This is a genomic window from Streptomyces sp. NPDC041200, assembly GCF_055591805.1.
Window position 1 is genome coordinate 157,100 of sequence record NZ_JBVIZF010000001.1, and the last position, 15,722, is coordinate 172,821.

12 protein-coding genes are annotated in these 15,722 nt (G+C 73.4%); 6 read left to right on the forward strand and 6 right to left on the reverse strand.

Annotated features, from left to right (window positions below; all coding sequences use genetic code 11):
• Positions 1-286: 286 nt before the first annotated feature.
• Together ACZ6CL_RS00765 and ACZ6CL_RS00770 are read right to left on the reverse strand one after the other, a co-directional pair.
• Entirely contained in the window at positions 287-787 is a 501-nt protein-coding gene (locus ACZ6CL_RS00765) for an SUKH-3 domain-containing protein (protein WP_468929407.1), read from the reverse strand.
• Complete coding sequence (locus tag ACZ6CL_RS00770) at positions 784-1,305, reverse strand: YwqJ-related putative deaminase (RefSeq protein WP_468929409.1); 522 nt, start codon at positions 1,303-1,305, stop codon at positions 784-786. The genes ACZ6CL_RS00765 and ACZ6CL_RS00770 overlap by 4 nt, the downstream gene beginning before the upstream one ends.
• A gap of 196 nt (positions 1,306-1,501) precedes the next feature.
• Here ACZ6CL_RS00770 and ACZ6CL_RS00775 point away from each other — a divergent pair, with 196 nt between their 5' ends.
• The 3 genes from ACZ6CL_RS00775 to ACZ6CL_RS00785 all read left to right on the forward strand — a co-directional run bounded on the left by ACZ6CL_RS00775 (position 1,502) and on the right by ACZ6CL_RS00785 (position 7,031).
• Entirely contained in the window at positions 1,502-2,479 is a 978-nt protein-coding gene (locus ACZ6CL_RS00775) for an SMI1/KNR4 family protein (RefSeq protein ID WP_468929411.1), read from the forward strand.
• A 1,067-nt stretch (positions 2,480-3,546) separates the two neighbouring features.
• Positions 3,547-5,910 carry an SUKH-4 family immunity protein gene (locus ACZ6CL_RS00780; protein WP_468931203.1) on the forward strand — a complete coding sequence of 788 codons (2,364 nt, stop codon included), beginning with the start codon at positions 3,547-3,549 and terminating at the stop codon, positions 5,908-5,910.
• Positions 5,911-6,119: 209 nt separating this feature from the next.
• A complete protein-coding gene (locus ACZ6CL_RS00785) occupies positions 6,120-7,031 on the forward strand; it encodes a cellulose-binding protein (RefSeq protein ID WP_468929413.1) in 912 nt (303 codons plus the stop codon).
• Between the two features lie 19 nt (positions 7,032-7,050).
• Here ACZ6CL_RS00785 and ACZ6CL_RS00790 read toward each other — a convergent pair whose 3' ends face one another.
• Positions 7,051-8,793: an MFS transporter gene (locus tag ACZ6CL_RS00790; RefSeq protein ID WP_468929416.1), complete on the reverse strand. Its 1,743-nt coding sequence runs from the start codon at positions 8,791-8,793 to the stop codon at positions 7,051-7,053.
• Between the two features lie 263 nt (positions 8,794-9,056).
• Between ACZ6CL_RS00790 and ACZ6CL_RS00795 the strand changes: the two genes are divergently transcribed.
• Positions 9,057-9,845, forward strand: coding sequence for an ABC transporter ATP-binding protein (locus tag ACZ6CL_RS00795; protein WP_385448374.1), 789 nt, complete (start codon positions 9,057-9,059; stop codon positions 9,843-9,845).
• The gene (locus ACZ6CL_RS00800; protein ID WP_468929418.1) at positions 9,842-12,421 is read left to right on the forward strand and encodes an ABC transporter permease; all 2,580 of its coding nucleotides are present in this window, start codon (positions 9,842-9,844) and stop codon (positions 12,419-12,421) included. Before ACZ6CL_RS00795 ends, ACZ6CL_RS00800 begins: the two co-directional genes overlap by 4 nt.
• A 121-nt stretch (positions 12,422-12,542) precedes the next feature.
• Here the strand turns inward: ACZ6CL_RS00800 and ACZ6CL_RS00805 are convergent, their stop codons facing one another.
• Positions 12,543-12,974: an NUDIX hydrolase gene (locus ACZ6CL_RS00805; protein WP_468929420.1), complete on the reverse strand. Its 432-nt coding sequence runs from the start codon at positions 12,972-12,974 to the stop codon at positions 12,543-12,545.
• 79 nt (positions 12,975-13,053) lie between these two features.
• Between ACZ6CL_RS00805 and ACZ6CL_RS00810 the strand changes: the two genes are divergently transcribed.
• Positions 13,054-14,043 (forward strand): aldo/keto reductase, encoded by a 990-nt coding sequence (locus ACZ6CL_RS00810; protein WP_468929423.1) that lies wholly within the window; start codon positions 13,054-13,056, stop codon positions 14,041-14,043.
• A gap of 136 nt (positions 14,044-14,179) precedes the next feature.
• Here the strand turns inward: ACZ6CL_RS00810 and ACZ6CL_RS00815 are convergent, their stop codons facing one another.
• Both ACZ6CL_RS00815 and ACZ6CL_RS00820 read right to left on the reverse strand, forming a co-directional pair.
• Entirely contained in the window at positions 14,180-14,596 is a 417-nt protein-coding gene (locus tag ACZ6CL_RS00815; RefSeq protein WP_468929426.1) for a hypothetical protein, read from the reverse strand.
• Between the two features lie 11 nt (positions 14,597-14,607).
• The gene (locus ACZ6CL_RS00820; RefSeq protein ID WP_468929428.1) at positions 14,608-15,663 is read right to left on the reverse strand and encodes a DNA polymerase III subunit beta family protein; all 1,056 of its coding nucleotides are present in this window, start codon (positions 15,661-15,663) and stop codon (positions 14,608-14,610) included.
• Positions 15,664-15,722: the final 59 nt, after the last annotated feature.

Consider the following 15,722-nt stretch of genomic DNA (forward strand, 5'->3'; position numbering starts at 1 on the left):
CCACGACGGTGCCGCACACGGCCGACGCCGGGATGACCAACGGCGCGTGGTGGCCCCGGTGCGGGGTGGCTGGGCCCCGTAGGGGCGCGGGGAACCGCGCGAGCGGCCACGACGGTGCCGCACACGGCCGACGCCGGGATGACCAACGGCGCGTGGTGGCCCCGGTGCGGGGTGGCTGGGCCCCGTAGGGGCGCGGGGAACCGCGCGAGCGGCCACGACGGCGCCGCACACGGCCGACGCCGGGATGACCAACGGTGCCCATCACGGTCTCCCCCAAGCGGAGCGACTACGCGCGAGACAGCCGAGCCGGAAGCGTGCCCGTGATCAGAGCGCCCAGCGCAGCGTCAAGCGTGGCGCCGAGATACCAGTCCCCGGTGTGGTCGAGGCTGTAGATCCGCCCCTCCGCGTCGATGGTCAGCAGCCCCTGCCCATCGGCCTCTTCACCCAGCGGGCAGACCTCGGTCTCCAGGGCGCGCCCCAGGTCGCCGAGAGTGCGGGCCAGGTGGAGCCCGTGCAGGGGGTCGATACGGAAGGGCGTGGGGGCGATCTGGCGGCCGGTGCCGGGCGGCTGGATATGCAGTCCGCCGAACTCGGCCCAGGCCTCGACGGCGGCCGGGAAGACGGTGTGCCGGTGTCCGGCGGGGGAGGTGTGGGCCGACAGGGTGTCGGCCCAGCGTTCGGCGCGTTCCATGTCCCAGCGGCCCGGCTGCCAGCCCGCGTCGCGCAGGGCGGCGTCGACGGGGACGGGGAAGCGGGTGGTGTCGGTGCGCTCAAAGGGGCGGGTCACGCGGGCTCACCCACCACCCGTACGCCGAAGTGGCCCAGCAGCGCCGTGCAGGAGAGGCACGGCGGGGCGTAGGAGCCGTGCTGCGGGTCGCCCGCCTCGCGGATCCGGCGGGCGGTCAGCTTCGACTGTTTGAGGGAGCGCCGGGCCTCACCGTGGGTGAGGGGCTTGCGGGCCGCGCGTTTGGTGCGGGCCGCCTCGACGGCGGTCAGATGACGGGAGAGCAGCACGGCTTCGGGGCAGCGACCGGTGAAGCGTTCGCGCTGTCCGCTGGTGAGGGCGTCGAGGAAGTCCTGCACCAGGGGGTGGAGGGTGGGCGCCTGGTCGGCCTTGCCTCCGGTGCAGGTCAGGGTCTCGCCCCGGACGGAGAGCGCGGCCGCGACGGCGGGCAGGAGCGTGTCGCGGCGGTGGTGCAGTGGGGGCGGGCCCGCGTCGGGATCGACGCTGCTCCATCTGAGCCTCGGGTCGCTGGCCGCGGCGGCGGCGCCGTCGCCGCCCCCGTTGCTCTGCGTGATGTGCATGTGGTGGGTCCCTCCCTGTGCAATCCACCGCAATCCCCCGGTTGCGAAAGATCAGCCTGCCAAATGCCACGGGAAATGCGGTAGTCCGGGTACGTCGGCCCAGGTAGGCGGGCGGGGTGGTGGCCGACCGGTTCCGCTTGTGGCCTCACCGCATAGGCTGTGCCCCATACGCCAGCATCAGCAGGGGGCAACCGCCATGACGACAGGTCGGCTCGGGCAGCATGCCGCGCCACCGAACACGGCCTACGCCGGGCAGGTCGTGCACTTCCCGGATCCGGTTCGGGCCGCCCGCCACCCCATGGGCGTCCGGGTGGACGAAAACGGCTTTCCGGACTTCTCGCCGTACGCCCGCGCGGCCGCCGAAATCGCCGAGCCCCCGGAGGGGTTCGGGGTCGACGAGCTGCGGCTGACCGACTTCGTATCGGCGAACGCCGCGCTGCACGCCTCCGGTCATGAGCTGTGGAACGACGCCTCGGCGGTGGCCACCCCGCACGGCTGGACGTGGCACCACGTGCCCGGCCGCCGCCGGATGGTGCTGATCCCGGTCGAGGTCAAGGCGTTGCTGCGGCATCACGGCGGGCTCGCGACGGCCTTGGTGGACCACACCAAGCGGGGCACCCGCCCGCTGCAGGACACCCGGCCGATTCACTTCCGGCTGCCGGTGCGGGGGCTCTCGGTCACCGAGGAGCAGGTGCTGGGCGTCGAGGAGGACCTCGGCTACCGGCTGCCGGAGTCGTACCGCGCGTTCCTGAAGGCGGCGGGGGGCTGCGCGCCGGTGGGCGCGGCGCTCGACCCGGAGCTGGGACTCCTGGTCGACCAGCCGTTCTTCACGGTGCGCGACGAGGCGGCGGCCAACGACCTCGTCTACATCAACAAGTGTCTGCGCGACCACTTCACCAAGGACTACCTGGGCGTGGGCTTCGTCCAGGGCGGGGTGATCGCGGTGAAGGTGAAGGGGGACGCGATCGGCTCGGTGTGGTTCTGCGCGTACGACGACGCGCGGGACCGCGACGGCTGGACGGTCCGGGAGCGGGTGGAGCGGCTGATGCTGCCGTGCGGTGAGGACTTCGACGCCTTCCTGCTGCGGCTCGCGGGCAACCCGCCGGAGCTGGAGACCGTGGCGAACCTGATGGTGGACGGCGGATTCGCGTACGCCGTACCCGTGGAGGGCTGAGCGCGATGGTGACCTTCGCACAGGCGCAGGAGCGCGCCGAACTCTGGATCAACGGTGAGGTGCCCGCGTACCAGCAGCGCGAGGTGCGGGTGCGGGAGTTCGACCTGGGCTTCGTGGCCTGGGCCGAGGACCGCCCGGACGGGGCGGTCTCGGGCGCGCCCGTGGACGGCGCCCGGCTGGTGATCGCGCGGGACAGCGGCGAGACGACGCTGTGGCCCGGGCTGCCGGTGGGTGAGGTGATCCGCCGGTACGAGGAGGAGTACGGGACCAACGACGACCGCGCCCAGGAGACCACCGGGGGTCGGCAGCAGCGCATCGACCTCAACGTGACGTCGTTCCTGCTGACTCCGCCGGAGTGGCTGCAGGAGGCGGCGGACGCGATGAGCGGTGGCGCGGACGCGCCGGACGCTCCGGCGACTGGCGCGCCGGAGCCGGAGCCGGTGGACGACTGGCCTTCCGGCGGCGTGCCGTCGCCGCGTGCCGATGCGCCCGCCCCTGCGTCCGGGTCGGCTGACGAGGGCTGGCGTAACGGCCCGCCTACGCCGCCGCCTGGTCGCGGCGAGCCGGAGGATGCGGTGCCCGTGTCCGCGGCGGTGGACGACTGGCCTTCCGGCGGCGTGCCGTCGCCGCGCGGCGACGCGGCCGGGCCTGGGCCCGGGGCGGCTGGCGGCGAGCCGCGCGATGCGGTGCCCGAGCCGGAGCCGGTGGATGACTGGCCGTCGTCGGGTGGTGCGGCGTCACCGCGCGGTGACGCGCCCGCGCACGGTTCGCCGTCGACGCCCGCGCACGGGTCGGGTTCGGTCTCCGGGTCGGCTGACGAGGGCTGGCGTAGCGGTCCCCCTACGCCGCCGCCTGGTCGCGGCGAGCCGGTGGACGACTGGCCTTCCGGCGGCGTGCCGTCGCCGCGTGCCGATGCGCCCGCCCCTGCGTCCGGGTCGGCTGAAGACGGCTGGCGTAACGGTCCGCCCACGCCGCCCGGTGGTGGCGAGCCGCGCGATGCGGTGCCCGAGCCGGAGCCGGTGGATGACTGGCCGTCGCCGCGTGGCGACGCGCCCGCGGCCGGGCCCATGCCCGCTTCCGCGTCGGCGGATGACTGGCCTTCGGGCGGTATGGCGCCGCCACGCGCCGGCGCGTCCGCGCCCGGCGCGCCCGCACCCCCCGCGTCCGCGCCGGTGGCGCCGCCGCGGCGGGACAGCGACGACGATTGGCCCACGGACGGGGTGGCGCGGCCGCGCGTCGACGCACCCGCTCCGGCCCCCGGCGCCGGTGGCCCGTGGACCCCGCCGTCCGGTTCCGGTTCCGCTTCCGGTGAGACGCCGGCGGGTCCCGGTACTCCGTGGGCCGACGCCAACTCCGCCAGCGACGACGGCGATCGTTCGGTCGCCCCGCCCGCCACGGTGTTCGCCCCGCCGCTCGCGGGCTCGGACGACGAGGACACCCCGCCTCCGGGGGTGCGGCCGGACGCCAAGACCGAGCTGATGGCGCCGCCCTCCGGCGCGGCCGACATCGCGGACGCCGCCACCCACAAGGCGGGCAAGCCGGGCGGTCCGGCGACCCCGCCGCCGCCCGGCGCGCCGGGTACGCCCGGCGCCCGGCCGGGCGCGGGGGCGCACACGCCTCCGCCGCCGAGCCCGGGTGCTCCGGGTGCTCCGGCCGGAGGCTACCTACCGACGCAACTGGTCTCGCAGCTCGACGCCGACAGCACGGGCGGCGGCGCCCCGGGCGCTCCCGGCGCGCAGAGCGGTAAACAGAGTGGTCCGCAGATCCCGCCGCCTCCCGCCCCCGGTACACCCGGCGGTGGGGTGCACGCGGCCGCGACGATGCTGTCCGGTGGTCCGGTCGGCGCGCCCGGTACTCCCGGTCAGACGCCGCCCGGCGGTCAGACTCCGCCGCCTCCGCCCGCCCCCGGGGCGCCCGGTGCCCCAGGTGGCGGTATGCACGCGGCGGCGACGATGCTGGCGGGCGGCCAGAACACGCCGCCGCCCGGCCCCGGCGCCCCCGGCTTTCCGCCGCCGCCCGGTCCGCCCGGTCCGCCCGGACCTCCCGGCGCTCCGGGCGCGGGTGCTCCGAGCGCGGGCGCTCCCGGGCAGGCTGGGCCATCCGGCCCGCACCCGCCCGGCCCTCCCGGTGTCCCCGGTGCGGGTGGTCCGCACACTCCGCCGCCCCCGCCGAGCCCTGTCCCGGGTCCGCCCGGCGCCCCGGGCACTCCCGGCGCTCCCGGCGGTGGCGTCCACGCGGCCGCGACGATGCTGGCAGGCGGCCCGACCCCGCCGCCGCCCGGCGCCCCCGGCGCACCGGGCGCCCCCGGCGTCCCCAACATGCCGCCACCGGCCGGTCCGCCGGTGCCCGGGATCACCCCGCCGCACGGGGTGGCGCAGCCCGGGACGCCGCCGCCCGGCATGCCGCCCGGGCCCGGCGGCGGGTACGCGTATCCGCCGCCGCCCGCCGGGATGCCGACGGTCGGCCCCGGCTACATGGCCGTCCTCCGCTACCGCGCGCAGGACGGCTCCGAGCAGCAGCTGATCCGCCGTTCGGCGCCGGGCACCCCGCATCCGGAGTGGCAGATCCTGCATGAGCTGCGGGCGATGAACGTGCCGCCGCAGCAGGTGCTGGAGCTGCACACCGAGCTGGAGTCGTGTGACCTGCCGGGTGGTTACTGCGCGCGGATGATCCGCGAGTCGTGGCCGCAAGTACGGATCAGCCATACGGCGCCGTACGGGCGCGATCACGCCACCCGGCAGCAGGGCGTACGCCATCTGATCGAGCACCAGGGTGAGCTGCACCAGGTGGCCGACGGTCCGGCCCGCCCGGCGCCCAACCGGGTGCCGCTGCCGCACCCCAGCCAGGTGCAGCCGATTCCGCCGGTGCCGCCGGAGGGGCTGGCGCATGAGCTGGGCCAGGCGTTCGGGCCGCAGGCGATCGTCCGGTTCGACCAGCGGGCGGTGTCGCGGCAGGGCGTACCGGACGTGGTGGCGCAGACGCTGGTGTGGGCGGGGCTCCCGGCGGACTTCGGCCCGTTCTTCTGGGCTCAGGCGCAGCAGGGCCGCCCGGTGCCGACGCTCGCCGAACTGGCGGCGGAGCGCGGTGTGCAGCCCGCGGCCGACGCGGGGTCGTACCTGGTGATGGGCAACGACTTCGGCCGTCAGCTGTGCGTGCAGTACGGCACGGCGCACATCGTGGCCGTACCGCTGGAGGCGGCGCCGCAGCCGGTGCCCGCGCAGTTCGTCAACACCGGTCTGCCGGAGTTCGTGCGCTGCATGGGGCTGCTGGGCCGTATGTGGCGGCTGCGGTACGGGCTGACGCCGGACCAGGCGGGCCGCTGGACGGTCGACTTCCAGGCGCAGCTTGCCGCGCTGGACCCGGCCGCGCTGTCCGCGCCGGACAACTGGTGGGCGGTGCTGCTGGAGCAGATGTGGGACGGTCTGCTCTGAACCTCACCCGCATGACCGCCGGAGCGCGCTGAGCGCGTGCCCCATCGAGGCGCCCGACCCCCGTGACGGGGGCGGGCGCCTTGTCGTTGTGGTACCCGGGCGGGCCCCGGCCGGGGAGATGGGCGGAGTGTCGCGTTATGGGCGATAAGACCCTATCCATCAAGATGTGCGCCGGAGCGCGTTGCCTACCGGACAAAGGGGTTCCAAGGATGGGCGCATCGGTGTCACGTCATGGCTTCACCATCGGCGGACGGGGCCGCGGCTACCGTCCCGCGCAGGTCGACCGCTATGTGGCGGAGCTGTCCGAGGGGCGTGACGCGGCGTGGGAGCGCGCCGCGCGCCTCACCGTTCTCGCCAACGAGCTGGCCGCCGACGCCGAACGGCTGCGTGAGGTGATCGCCCAGTTGGCCCCCCAGACGTACGAATCGCTGGGTGACCGCGCGCAGCTGATCCTGATGGCGGCCGAGGAGGAAGTCGGCTGCCTGCGGGCCGCGGCCGAGGCGTCGGCGCAGGAGGAGTGGGAGGCCGCGCAGGGCGCCGCCCGGCTCGTCCGGGACGCCGCGCGCGACGAGGGCGAGCGGGTGCGGGAGGCCGCCGAGGCGTCGGCGCGCAGCACCCTGGAGGCGGCCCAGGCGCAGGTGGAGGAGTTGCGCGCGGCCTCGCGCCGGGACGTCAAGGAGTGGCGCGGCGAGGCGCTGGCGGCGCTGAAGGAGATGCGCGGCCGTACCGCCGCGCTCCTCGCCGAGCAGGAGCGGGAGCAGGCGGACCGGTGGGAGGCGGCCGGCCATGAGCTGGTCGAACGCGACGCGGCGATGACCGTGCGGCTGGGCCAGATGGAGGAGCACGCCCAGGCGAGGCTGGCGGACGCCAAGAGGGAGTACGCGATGGCGGATCAGGCGGCGCGGCTGCGGCAGGAGGACGCCCAGGCGCAGGCGGCGGAGATCATCGCGCAGGCCCGGGCCAGGGAGGAGCGGCTGGCCCGGGAGACGGAACGGACGCTGCGCGAACACGTGGAGCGGCGCGAGGAGCTGAAGGCGCACTTGGAGCACGTACGCGGCAGCCTGGCGGCCCTGACGGGCAAGCCGGTCGTGGAGGACGCCGCTCCGCACCCCGAGAACTGATCCCTGCCGCGCAGCGGGTTCAGCTCTCCCGGGCGGGGTTCGCCGTCAGCTGGTCGGCGGCGGACCCCGTTTCCGCGGCCGCTGCCGTCTCCGTTCCCGCTTCCCTCTCCGCTTCCGTTCCGCTTCCCGTTTCGGCGCGGACCGGGAAGCGGCGCGGGGCGAGGAACAGCAGGACCAGGAGGGCGAGGACCGCGGCGCCGGCGGCGCCCAGGTAGACGCGGTCGACGGCGGTGTCCACGGCGCGTCGCAGATAGTCGGCGGCCCGGGCCGTGAGGGCGCCGGGGCTGTCGAGGGCGTGGGAGACCGAGTCGAGGTCGCCGGGGAGGCCGTCGCGGATGCCGGACGGGGCGGCGGCGAGCCGGGCGGCGAGGGTCGCGTTGGCGACCGCGCCGAACAGGGCCGCGCCGATGGACTGGCCGACCTGGCGGCAGAAGAGGATCGAGGCGGTGGCGGTGCCGCGCTCGTCCCAGTCGACGGACGACTGGACGCCGATGATCAGCGGGAGCTGGAAGAGTCCGAGCGCGGCGCCGAGCATCAGCATGATCAGCGCGGGCTGCCAGGCGGCGCCGGGGTAGGGGAGGAGGGGGAAGGCGGCCAGGATGAGCGCGGCGGCGCCGATGCCGATGATGGAGCAGTTCCGGAAGCCGACGCGGTTGTAGACGCGGCTGCTGAGCGCGGCCGAGATGGGCCAGCTCAGGGTCATCACGGACAGCACGAACCCGGCGGGGATCGGCCCGAGGCCCAGCACCGACTGGGCGTAGGTGGGCAGGAAGACGGTCGGGGCGATCATGAGGAGCCCGAGCGCGCCGAGCGCGAGGTTGACCGCCGAGATGGTGCGCCGCCGCCACACCCACCCCGGGATGATGGGCTCGGCCGCGCGCCGTTCGATCCATACGGTCAGGGCCGCGCAGGCGGCACTGGCCGTCAGCAGCGCGAGGGAGGGCGCGGAGAGCCACGCCCAGGCCACTCCGCCCTGGACGAGCGCGGTCAGCAACAGCCCGCCGCAGGCGAAGATGGCGAGGGCACCCGCCCAGTCGATGCGCGGCCGGGTCGCCCGGGGCCGTACCGGTTCGTGCAGGTGGCGCACGATGAGGAGGAGGGCGAGCGCCCCGATCGGCAGATTGATGAGGAAGATCCAGCGCCAGTCGGCGTATCCGGCGAGCACGCCGCCGAGCGCCGGGCCCGTCACCGCGGACAGCGCCCATACGGAGGACAGCCGCGCCTGGATCTTGGGGCGTTCCTTGAGCGGATACAGATCGGCGGCGACCACCTGGATGGTGCCCTGGAGCGCCCCGCCGCCCAGCCCCTGGACGACGCGGAAGGCGATCAGGGAGGCCATGTCCCAGGCCCCGGCGCACAGCAGCGATCCGATGAGGAAGACGATGGTGCCCGCCACCAGGATGGGCTTGCGGCCGAAGGTGTCGGAGAGCTTCCCGTACACCGGCAGGGTCACGGTGACGGCGAGCAGATAGCCGGAGAACAGCCAGGAGAAGACGGAGAAGCCGCCGAGATCGCCGACGATCTGCGGAACGGCCGTCGAGATGATGGTGGAGTCGAGCGCGGTCAGCGCCATGCCCAGCATCAGCGCGGCGACGACGGGGCGGCGGCCGCGGGGAGTCGGGTTCTCCCGGGGAGGGGAGTCCCCGGCGGATATGGAGTCCGCGTCAGGCCCTTCTGCGGTGCCGCCCACCGTGACGCACTCCCTCCGCCGGTCGCCCGCGCCGACTCTGGTGTCCAGTTCTTGTACGACCCACCATTCCATGGAGCTTCGGGGCAGGGGAAGAACGCATCAGGGCTGTTGAGGCGGCGGACTCCCGCCTTCCGCTCCGTCCGGGTTCAGGGTCGGCCCCGAGACGCGCTCCACCCCAAGGCCTACTCCCCTAGGGGATGCGCTGCCTTTCCTCCTACCCGGGGTTCGTCCCGGGGAAGGACGAGCCGGGGCGTACCGCTCCTTACTGTTGTTACCGCCGATCGGATACGTACGATCATCTCGGATCCGACATAGACGAAAAAGAGGAGCACACCGTGACAACGGCCGTATCGATTCCCAAGACCGGGGGCAGCGGAGGACATACGGCCGTCGCCGCCCGGGCACGCCAGGTGGTCAAGGCGTACGGCTCCGGCGAGACCCGCGTGGTCGCGCTGGACCACGTCGACGTGGACATCGCCCGCAGCCAGTTCACCGCGATCATGGGCCCTTCCGGTTCCGGCAAGTCGACGCTGATGCACTGCCTCGCGGGTCTGGACACGGTGTCCTCCGGGCAGATCTTCATCGACGAGACCGAGATCACCGGGCTCAAGGACAAGAAGCTGACGCAGCTGCGCCGGGACCGGATCGGCTTCATCTTCCAGGCGTTCAACCTGCTGCCGACGCTCAACGCGATCGAGAACATCACGCTGCCGATGGACATCGCGGGCCGTAAGCCCGACCGGGGCTGGCTGGACCGCGTGGTGCAGACCGTGGGCCTGAGCGACCGGCTGAGGCACCGTCCGAACCAGCTGTCCGGCGGTCAGCAGCAGCGCGTCGCGGTGGCCCGCGCCCTGGCCGCCCGCCCCGAGATCATCTTCGGTGACGAGCCGACCGGGAACCTGGACTCCCGGGCCGGTGCCGAGGTGCTGGGCTTCCTCAAGCGGTCCGTGGACGAGCTGGGGCAGACGATCGTGATGGTCACTCACGACCCGGTCGCCGCCTCCTACGCCGACCGGGTGCTGTACCTGGCCGACGGCCGGATCGTGGACGAGATGCACCACCCCACCGCGGAGCTGGTCCTAGAGCGCATGAAGAGCTTCGACGCGCGCGGACGGGTGTCATGACCGTCCTCAAGACCTCTCTGCGCAACTTCGTCGCCCACAAGGGGCGGATGGCGCTGTCCGCGATCGCCGTCCTGCTGTCCGTGGCGTTCGTCTGCGGCACGCTCGTCTTCACCGACACCACCAACGCCACGTTCGACAAGCTCTTCGCGAGCACCGCGTCCGACGTCACGGTCAGCCCGAAGGGCGCCAGCGACCAGGACACCCGGCAGGGCCGCATCCGTACCCTGCCCGGGGCGGACCTGGCGAAGCTGAAGCAGGTCGACGGCGTCAAGTCGGTGATCGGCGACGTCACCAGCCAGTCGGTCACCGTCACCGACGCGAGGGGCAAGAGCATCGGCCCGAGTTCCGGCGCCCCGACCATCGGCACCAACTGGGACACCACCGAGCACCGTTCGGTGAAGATCACCTCCGGACACGCGCCGCGCGGCCCCACCGAGGTGATGGTCGACGCCGACACCGCCGAGAACAAGAAGCTGAAGCTCGGCGACAGCCTGCGGACCATCGCCATCCCCGGCGAGTTCCACGCGAAGATCGTCGGCATCGCCACGTTCCAGGTGACCAACCCCGGCGCCACCATCGTCTACCTGGACACCGCCACCGCGCAGCGCAAGCTGCTGGGCGCGCCCGGCGCGTACTCCAGCTACGCGATCACCGCCCAGCCCGGCGTCAGCAACGACCAGCTCAAGAAGGCCGTCGTCGCGGACCTGGGCGCCGGTCACAAGGTGCAGACGAAGGCCGAGGCCAGCAAGGAGGCCGAGAGCGACATCGGCTCGTTCCTGGACGTCATGAAGTACGCGATGCTCGGCTTCGCCGGGATCGCCGTCCTGGTCGGCATCTTCCTCATCGTCAACACCTTCTCCATGCTGGTCGCCCAGCGCACCCGCGAGATCGGCCTGATGCGCGCCATCGGGTCGAGCCGCAAGCAGATCAACCGGTCGGTGCTGATCGAGGCGCTGCTGCTCGGCGTCGTCGGCTCGATCCTCGGCGTCCTCGGCGGCGTCGGGCTCGCGATCGGCCTGATCAAGATCATGGGCAGCGCGGGGCTGCACCTGAGCACCGACCAGCTGACGGTGAAGCCCACCACGCCCATCATCGGTCTCACCATCGGCATCGTCGTCACCGTCATCGCCGCGTACATCCCCGCCCGCCGGGCCGGGAAGATCTCCCCGATGGCGGCCCTGCGCGACGCGGGCACCCCGGCCGACATCCGGGCCGGATGGATCCGGGGCGCGATCGGCACCCTGCTCACCGCGGGCGGCGCGGCGGCCCTGGTCGTCGCGGGCACCGCGGACAAGGCGGTCGACGGCTCGCTGTTCCTGGGTCTCGGCGTGGTGCTGACCCTCATCGGCTTCATCGTCATCGGCCCGCTGCTGGCCGGTCTGGTGGTCCGGGCCCTGGCCACCGTCGTCCTGCGGATCTTCGGCCCGGTCGGCCGACTGGCCGAGCGCAACGCGCTGCGCAACCCGCGGCGCACCGGCGCCACCGGCGCGGCCCTGATGATCGGCCTCGCGCTGGTCGCCTGTCTGTCGGTGGTGGGCTCCTCGATGGTCGCCTCGGCCACCGATGAGCTGGACAAGTCGGTGGGCGCGGACTTCATCGTCCAGTCCATGACGGGCCAGCCGATCACCAAGGGGATCGAGCAGGCGGTGCACGGAGCGGCGGGCCTCAAGCACATCAGCGACGCCAAGCAGATCGCGGACGCCAAGATCACCCTGCCCGACGGCAAGGAGGTCACCAAGAACCTGACCGCCGCCGACCCGACGTACGCCGACGACGTGCGCACCCCGGTCGTCGCGGGCACCCTGGCCGACGCGTACGGCAAGAACGCCATCTCGGTGCCCGAGAGTTTCGCCAAGGACCACAAGGTGAAGCAGGGCGACACCCTGACCGTCGACTTCAAGGACGTCGAGCCCGCCAAGCCCGCCAAGCTCACCATCGCGGCGATCACCTCGGACGACGTCAGCCTCGACAAGGGCGCGCTGTACCTCAGCATCACCACCCTCGAGCGCTATGTCCCCGCCAAGCTGATCCCGGCGGACGCCATCATGCTGGCGCAGGCCAAGGAAGGCCAGGAGGACGCGGCGTACAAGTCCCTCAAGTCGACGCTCCAGCCCTACCCGTCGGTCCAGGTGAAGGACCAGACCGACTACAAGGAGGAGATCAAGGACCAGGTCGGCCAGCTGCTCAACCTGGTCTACGGGCTGCTGGCGCTCGCGATCATCGTCGCCATCCTGGGCGTGGTGAACACCCTCGCCCTGTCGGTCGTCGAACGGACCCGGGAGATCGGCCTGATGCGCGCCATCGGACTCTCCCGGCGCCAGATGCGCCGCATGATCCGGCTGGAGTCCGTCGTCATCGCCCTCTTCGGCGCGCTGCTGGGCCTGGGGCTCGGCATGGGCTGGGGAGCGACGGCGCAGAAGCTGCTCGCGCTGGAGGGTCTGAAGGTCCTGGAGATCCCCTGGTCGACCATCATCACGGTCTTCATCGGCTCGGCCGTGGTGGGCCTGATCGCGGCCCTGATCCCGGCGTTCCGGGCGGCGCGGATGAACATTCTGAACGCCATCGCCACCGACTGAGGGCGGGCCGGGGGGTTTCGGGACGGCTGCCCCTTCCTTGGGGGGAGGGGCAGCCTCTACGGGGGGAACGGGCCCGGCCCGGTGCGCGACGGGGGTGCGCACCGGGCCGGGCCCGTTCCGTTTATGCGGCTGTGAGTGTGCCCCTGGCTCGAAGACGCGGCACCACGTGGTTCCGGATGGCCGCCGCGAGCCGGACGTCGCTCTCGCCACCCGCTATCCAGCGCATATGCGCCAGTTCGGCCGCCGGGTGGGGTGTCTCGTCGATCCGCGCCTCGAACACGGTCAGCCGCATCGGCACCTTCTCCAGGACGGCCACCCCCTCGACCTCGGCCAGCAGCCGGGGCTCCAGCGGGACCACGCCCAGCTCCTCGTCCAGCTCCCGCGCGAGGGTCTCCAGCGGGCTCTCGCCCGGGTCCGGCTTGCCGCCGGGCAGGTAGAAGACCTCGGGCGCCGCCTTCTTGCTCACCACCAGCAGCCGTCCCCGCTGCACGATCGCGGCCGCCACCACCTCCATGGACCCTTCCGCCATGGACCCTTCGTCCTCGTATCTCATGCGGGCGATTCTGGCAGCGTTGACTTGGAGTGCGCTCCAACTCCTAGCGTGATCGTCACGACCACGAAGGAGGCATCTTATGTCCGATCTGCCCACCCGTCACCTGGGACAACTCACCGTCGCCGCACAGGGCCTGGGGCTCATGGGGATGAGCCACGGCTACGGCGAGTCGGACGACGCGCAGTCGATCGCCACCATCCACCGCGCCCTCGACCTCGGCGTTACCCTGCTGGACACCTCCGACTTCTACGGCTTCGGCCACAACGAGGAACTGCTCGGCCGGGCCCTGGCCGGGCCGCGCCGTGAGCAGGCGGCCGTGGCCACCAAGTTCGGCTTCGCCAACCGGCTGGGCGAGCCCACCGCGATCCGCGGCGACGCCGCGTACGTCCGCCAGGCCTGCGACGCGTCGCTGCGCCGCCTCGGCCTCGACCACATCGACCTCTACTACCAGCACCGCGTCGATCCCGAGGTCCCGATCGAGGAGACCGTCGGCGCGATGGCCGAGCTGGTCCAGGCGGGCAAGGTGCGCCACCTCGGCCTGTCCGAGGCGAGCGCGGCCACGATCCGCCGCGCCCACGCGGTGCACCCCATCGCGGCGCTGCAGAGCGAATGGTCGCTGTGGACCCGGGACCTGGAGCGGGAGACCGCCCCGGTCTGCCGCGAACTCGGCATCGGCCTCGTCCCGTTCTCTCCGCTCGGCCGCGGCTTCCTGACCGGCCGCTACACCTCGGTCGAGGGCCTGCCGGAGACCGATGTGCGCCGCACCCAGCCGCGGTTCGCCGACGGCAACCTCGAACAGAACCTGGCCATCGTCGACAAGCTGAACGAACTGGCCGCCGAGAAGGGCGTCACCGCCGGTCAGCTCGCCCTCGCCTGGGTGCAGCACCGGGGCGACGACGTGGTGCCGATCCCGGGCACCCGCCGCGAGAAGTACCTGGAGGAGAACCTCGCCGCGGTCGCCATCGAGCTGTCGGCGGAAGAGCTGGCCGCGATCGACGCCGCGGCTCCGGCGGACCAGGTGGCCGGGACCCGCTACGACGAGAAGAGCCTCGCCTTCGTCAACCGCTGACCGTCATCAGCTCGGTGATCACCGCGCTCAGCGCACCCTGCGCAGCGCGGTGACCAGCCGTTCCCGGTCCTCCTCCGTGCCGAGGTCGCCGAGGTACGGGGCAGGATCACCCCGACCGCCCGCCTTCGGGCTCGGCTCAGCGGGTCGTACGCAGCCCCCCGGCGATGCCGCGGCGGATCCAGTCCGCGTACGGCCCAGCCGGTACGTCGCCGATGTGCGCGGCGGCGCGTACGTAGTGCTCGCGCGCCGTGTCCATGGCGCCGAGCTGTGCGTACGCCCTGCCCATGTTGACGTGCAGCGAGGCGTAGAAGCCGCGGACCCGGTCGTCGCCGACCGCGTCCGCGCGGTCCAGGCTCTCCTGGTTCCAGCGAAGCGTCTCCTCGGGGGTGGGCTGGTGCCGGGCCAGGTAGTGCGCGGCCACACACTTTTCGTAGTCATCCGTGGCGGCGTCCCACGCCTCCCGGAAGCGGGCGCGGGCGTCGCCGTCCCGGCCCTCGGCCTCGGCGGCCATACCCTGCGCGCACAGCCGGACGACGGGGTTGTCGGGGTCCATCACGGTCTCCTTCACGATGTCCGCACGGGCATGACGAGCGTCGTGAAACTGCCCTGATCGGCAGACCGAACGACGACGGGCTCGCCGCCCGAGGCGACTTCCAGCAGCACATCGGGCCCGACGCCCGCCTCCAGCGCGGCCAGCAGAACGGCCGGGTCGAAGGCGATGCCGAGCGGCGGCCCGGTGCAGAGGGCGGGCAGCGTGCGGCCGCCCTCGACCGTCAGCTCGCCGTCGCCGGTCCGCAGCACGACCGGTCCGTCGCCGCCTCGCCCCGCCACAGCCGCGCACAGCGCCGTCCGGTCGGCGATGACCCGGTGCCGGGCGGCGGCGAGGCCGTCCAGCACCATGCGGTACGCGGGGAACACCTCGTCCGCGACGGGCAGCACCCGCTCCTCGCCCCCGCCCCGTACGCGCACCTCGGCCCCCGCCACCTCGATCGCGACCTCCGCCAGCCCGCGCGCCCAGCCCGCGACCTCCCGCAGCTCCTCGATGCCGACCGGCAGCCCGCACGGTTCGCCCTCGATCGCGAGCGGCCGCAGGGCCCGTACGGACAGCCGATAGCGGTCGGTGGCCACGAGCCGAAGCTCCTCCTCGGTCAGTTCGAGCAGCACCCGGCCCAGTACCGGGAACTCCTCCCGTACCGCGCCCTCCGCGACCGCCGAGCCCACCTGCCGCACCGCGCCCGCCAGCTCCGCGCCGCCGACCCGGACCTGCCCGCGCCGCACCCCGCCCGGCAGCTCGCGCAGCACGTCCTCGATCCCCTCCCGGGCGGCTGCCGCCGACTCCGTACTCCGCCGCAGATGGTCCCGCAGCACCTGCCGGGCCTCCTCGGGCGGCCCGTCCAGCACGGTCGTCGCCTCGACCAGCGGCAGCCCGGCCTCCCGCAGCCGCCGCAGCAGGGTGGCGCGGGGCGCCTGCTCCGGGGCGTAGTACCGGTACCCGGTGGCCGCGTCCACCCGGGCGGGCCGCAGCACCGCGCAGTCGTCGTAGAACCGCAGCGCGCTCGGCGCCAGCCCTACCCGGCGGGAGAAGGTGCCGATGCCCATCAGGGGCTCGTCGTCGTCCATGGCCGTCATGCTGGGCCTTCAAGCGGCTCGAAGGTCAATCGACGCGGACCGATGAGTTC

Coding starts and splice junctions, on each gene's coding strand:
- ACZ6CL_RS00775 (WP_468929411.1), top strand. CDS start 1,502: ATGACGACAGGTCGGCTCGGGCAGCATGCCGCGCCACCGAACACGGCC.
- ACZ6CL_RS00805 (WP_468929420.1), bottom strand. CDS start 12,974: ATGAGATACGAGGACGAAGGGTCCATGGCGGAAGGGTCCATGGAGGTG.
- ACZ6CL_RS00810 (WP_468929423.1), top strand. CDS start 13,054: ATGTCCGATCTGCCCACCCGTCACCTGGGACAACTCACCGTCGCCGCA.
- ACZ6CL_RS00790 (WP_468929416.1), bottom strand. CDS start 8,793: ATGGAATGGTGGGTCGTACAAGAACTGGACACCAGAGTCGGCGCGGGC.
- ACZ6CL_RS00770 (WP_468929409.1), bottom strand. CDS start 1,305: ATGCACATCACGCAGAGCAACGGGGGCGGCGACGGCGCCGCCGCCGCG.
- ACZ6CL_RS00815 (WP_468929426.1), bottom strand. CDS start 14,596: ATGGACCCCGACAACCCCGTCGTCCGGCTGTGCGCGCAGGGTATGGCC.
- ACZ6CL_RS00785 (WP_468929413.1), top strand. CDS start 6,120: ATGGGCGCATCGGTGTCACGTCATGGCTTCACCATCGGCGGACGGGGC.
- ACZ6CL_RS00820 (WP_468929428.1), bottom strand. CDS start 15,663: ATGGACGACGACGAGCCCCTGATGGGCATCGGCACCTTCTCCCGCCGG.
- ACZ6CL_RS00780 (WP_468931203.1), top strand. CDS start 3,547: ATGCCCGCTTCCGCGTCGGCGGATGACTGGCCTTCGGGCGGTATGGCG.
- ACZ6CL_RS00800 (WP_468929418.1), top strand. CDS start 9,842: ATGACCGTCCTCAAGACCTCTCTGCGCAACTTCGTCGCCCACAAGGGG.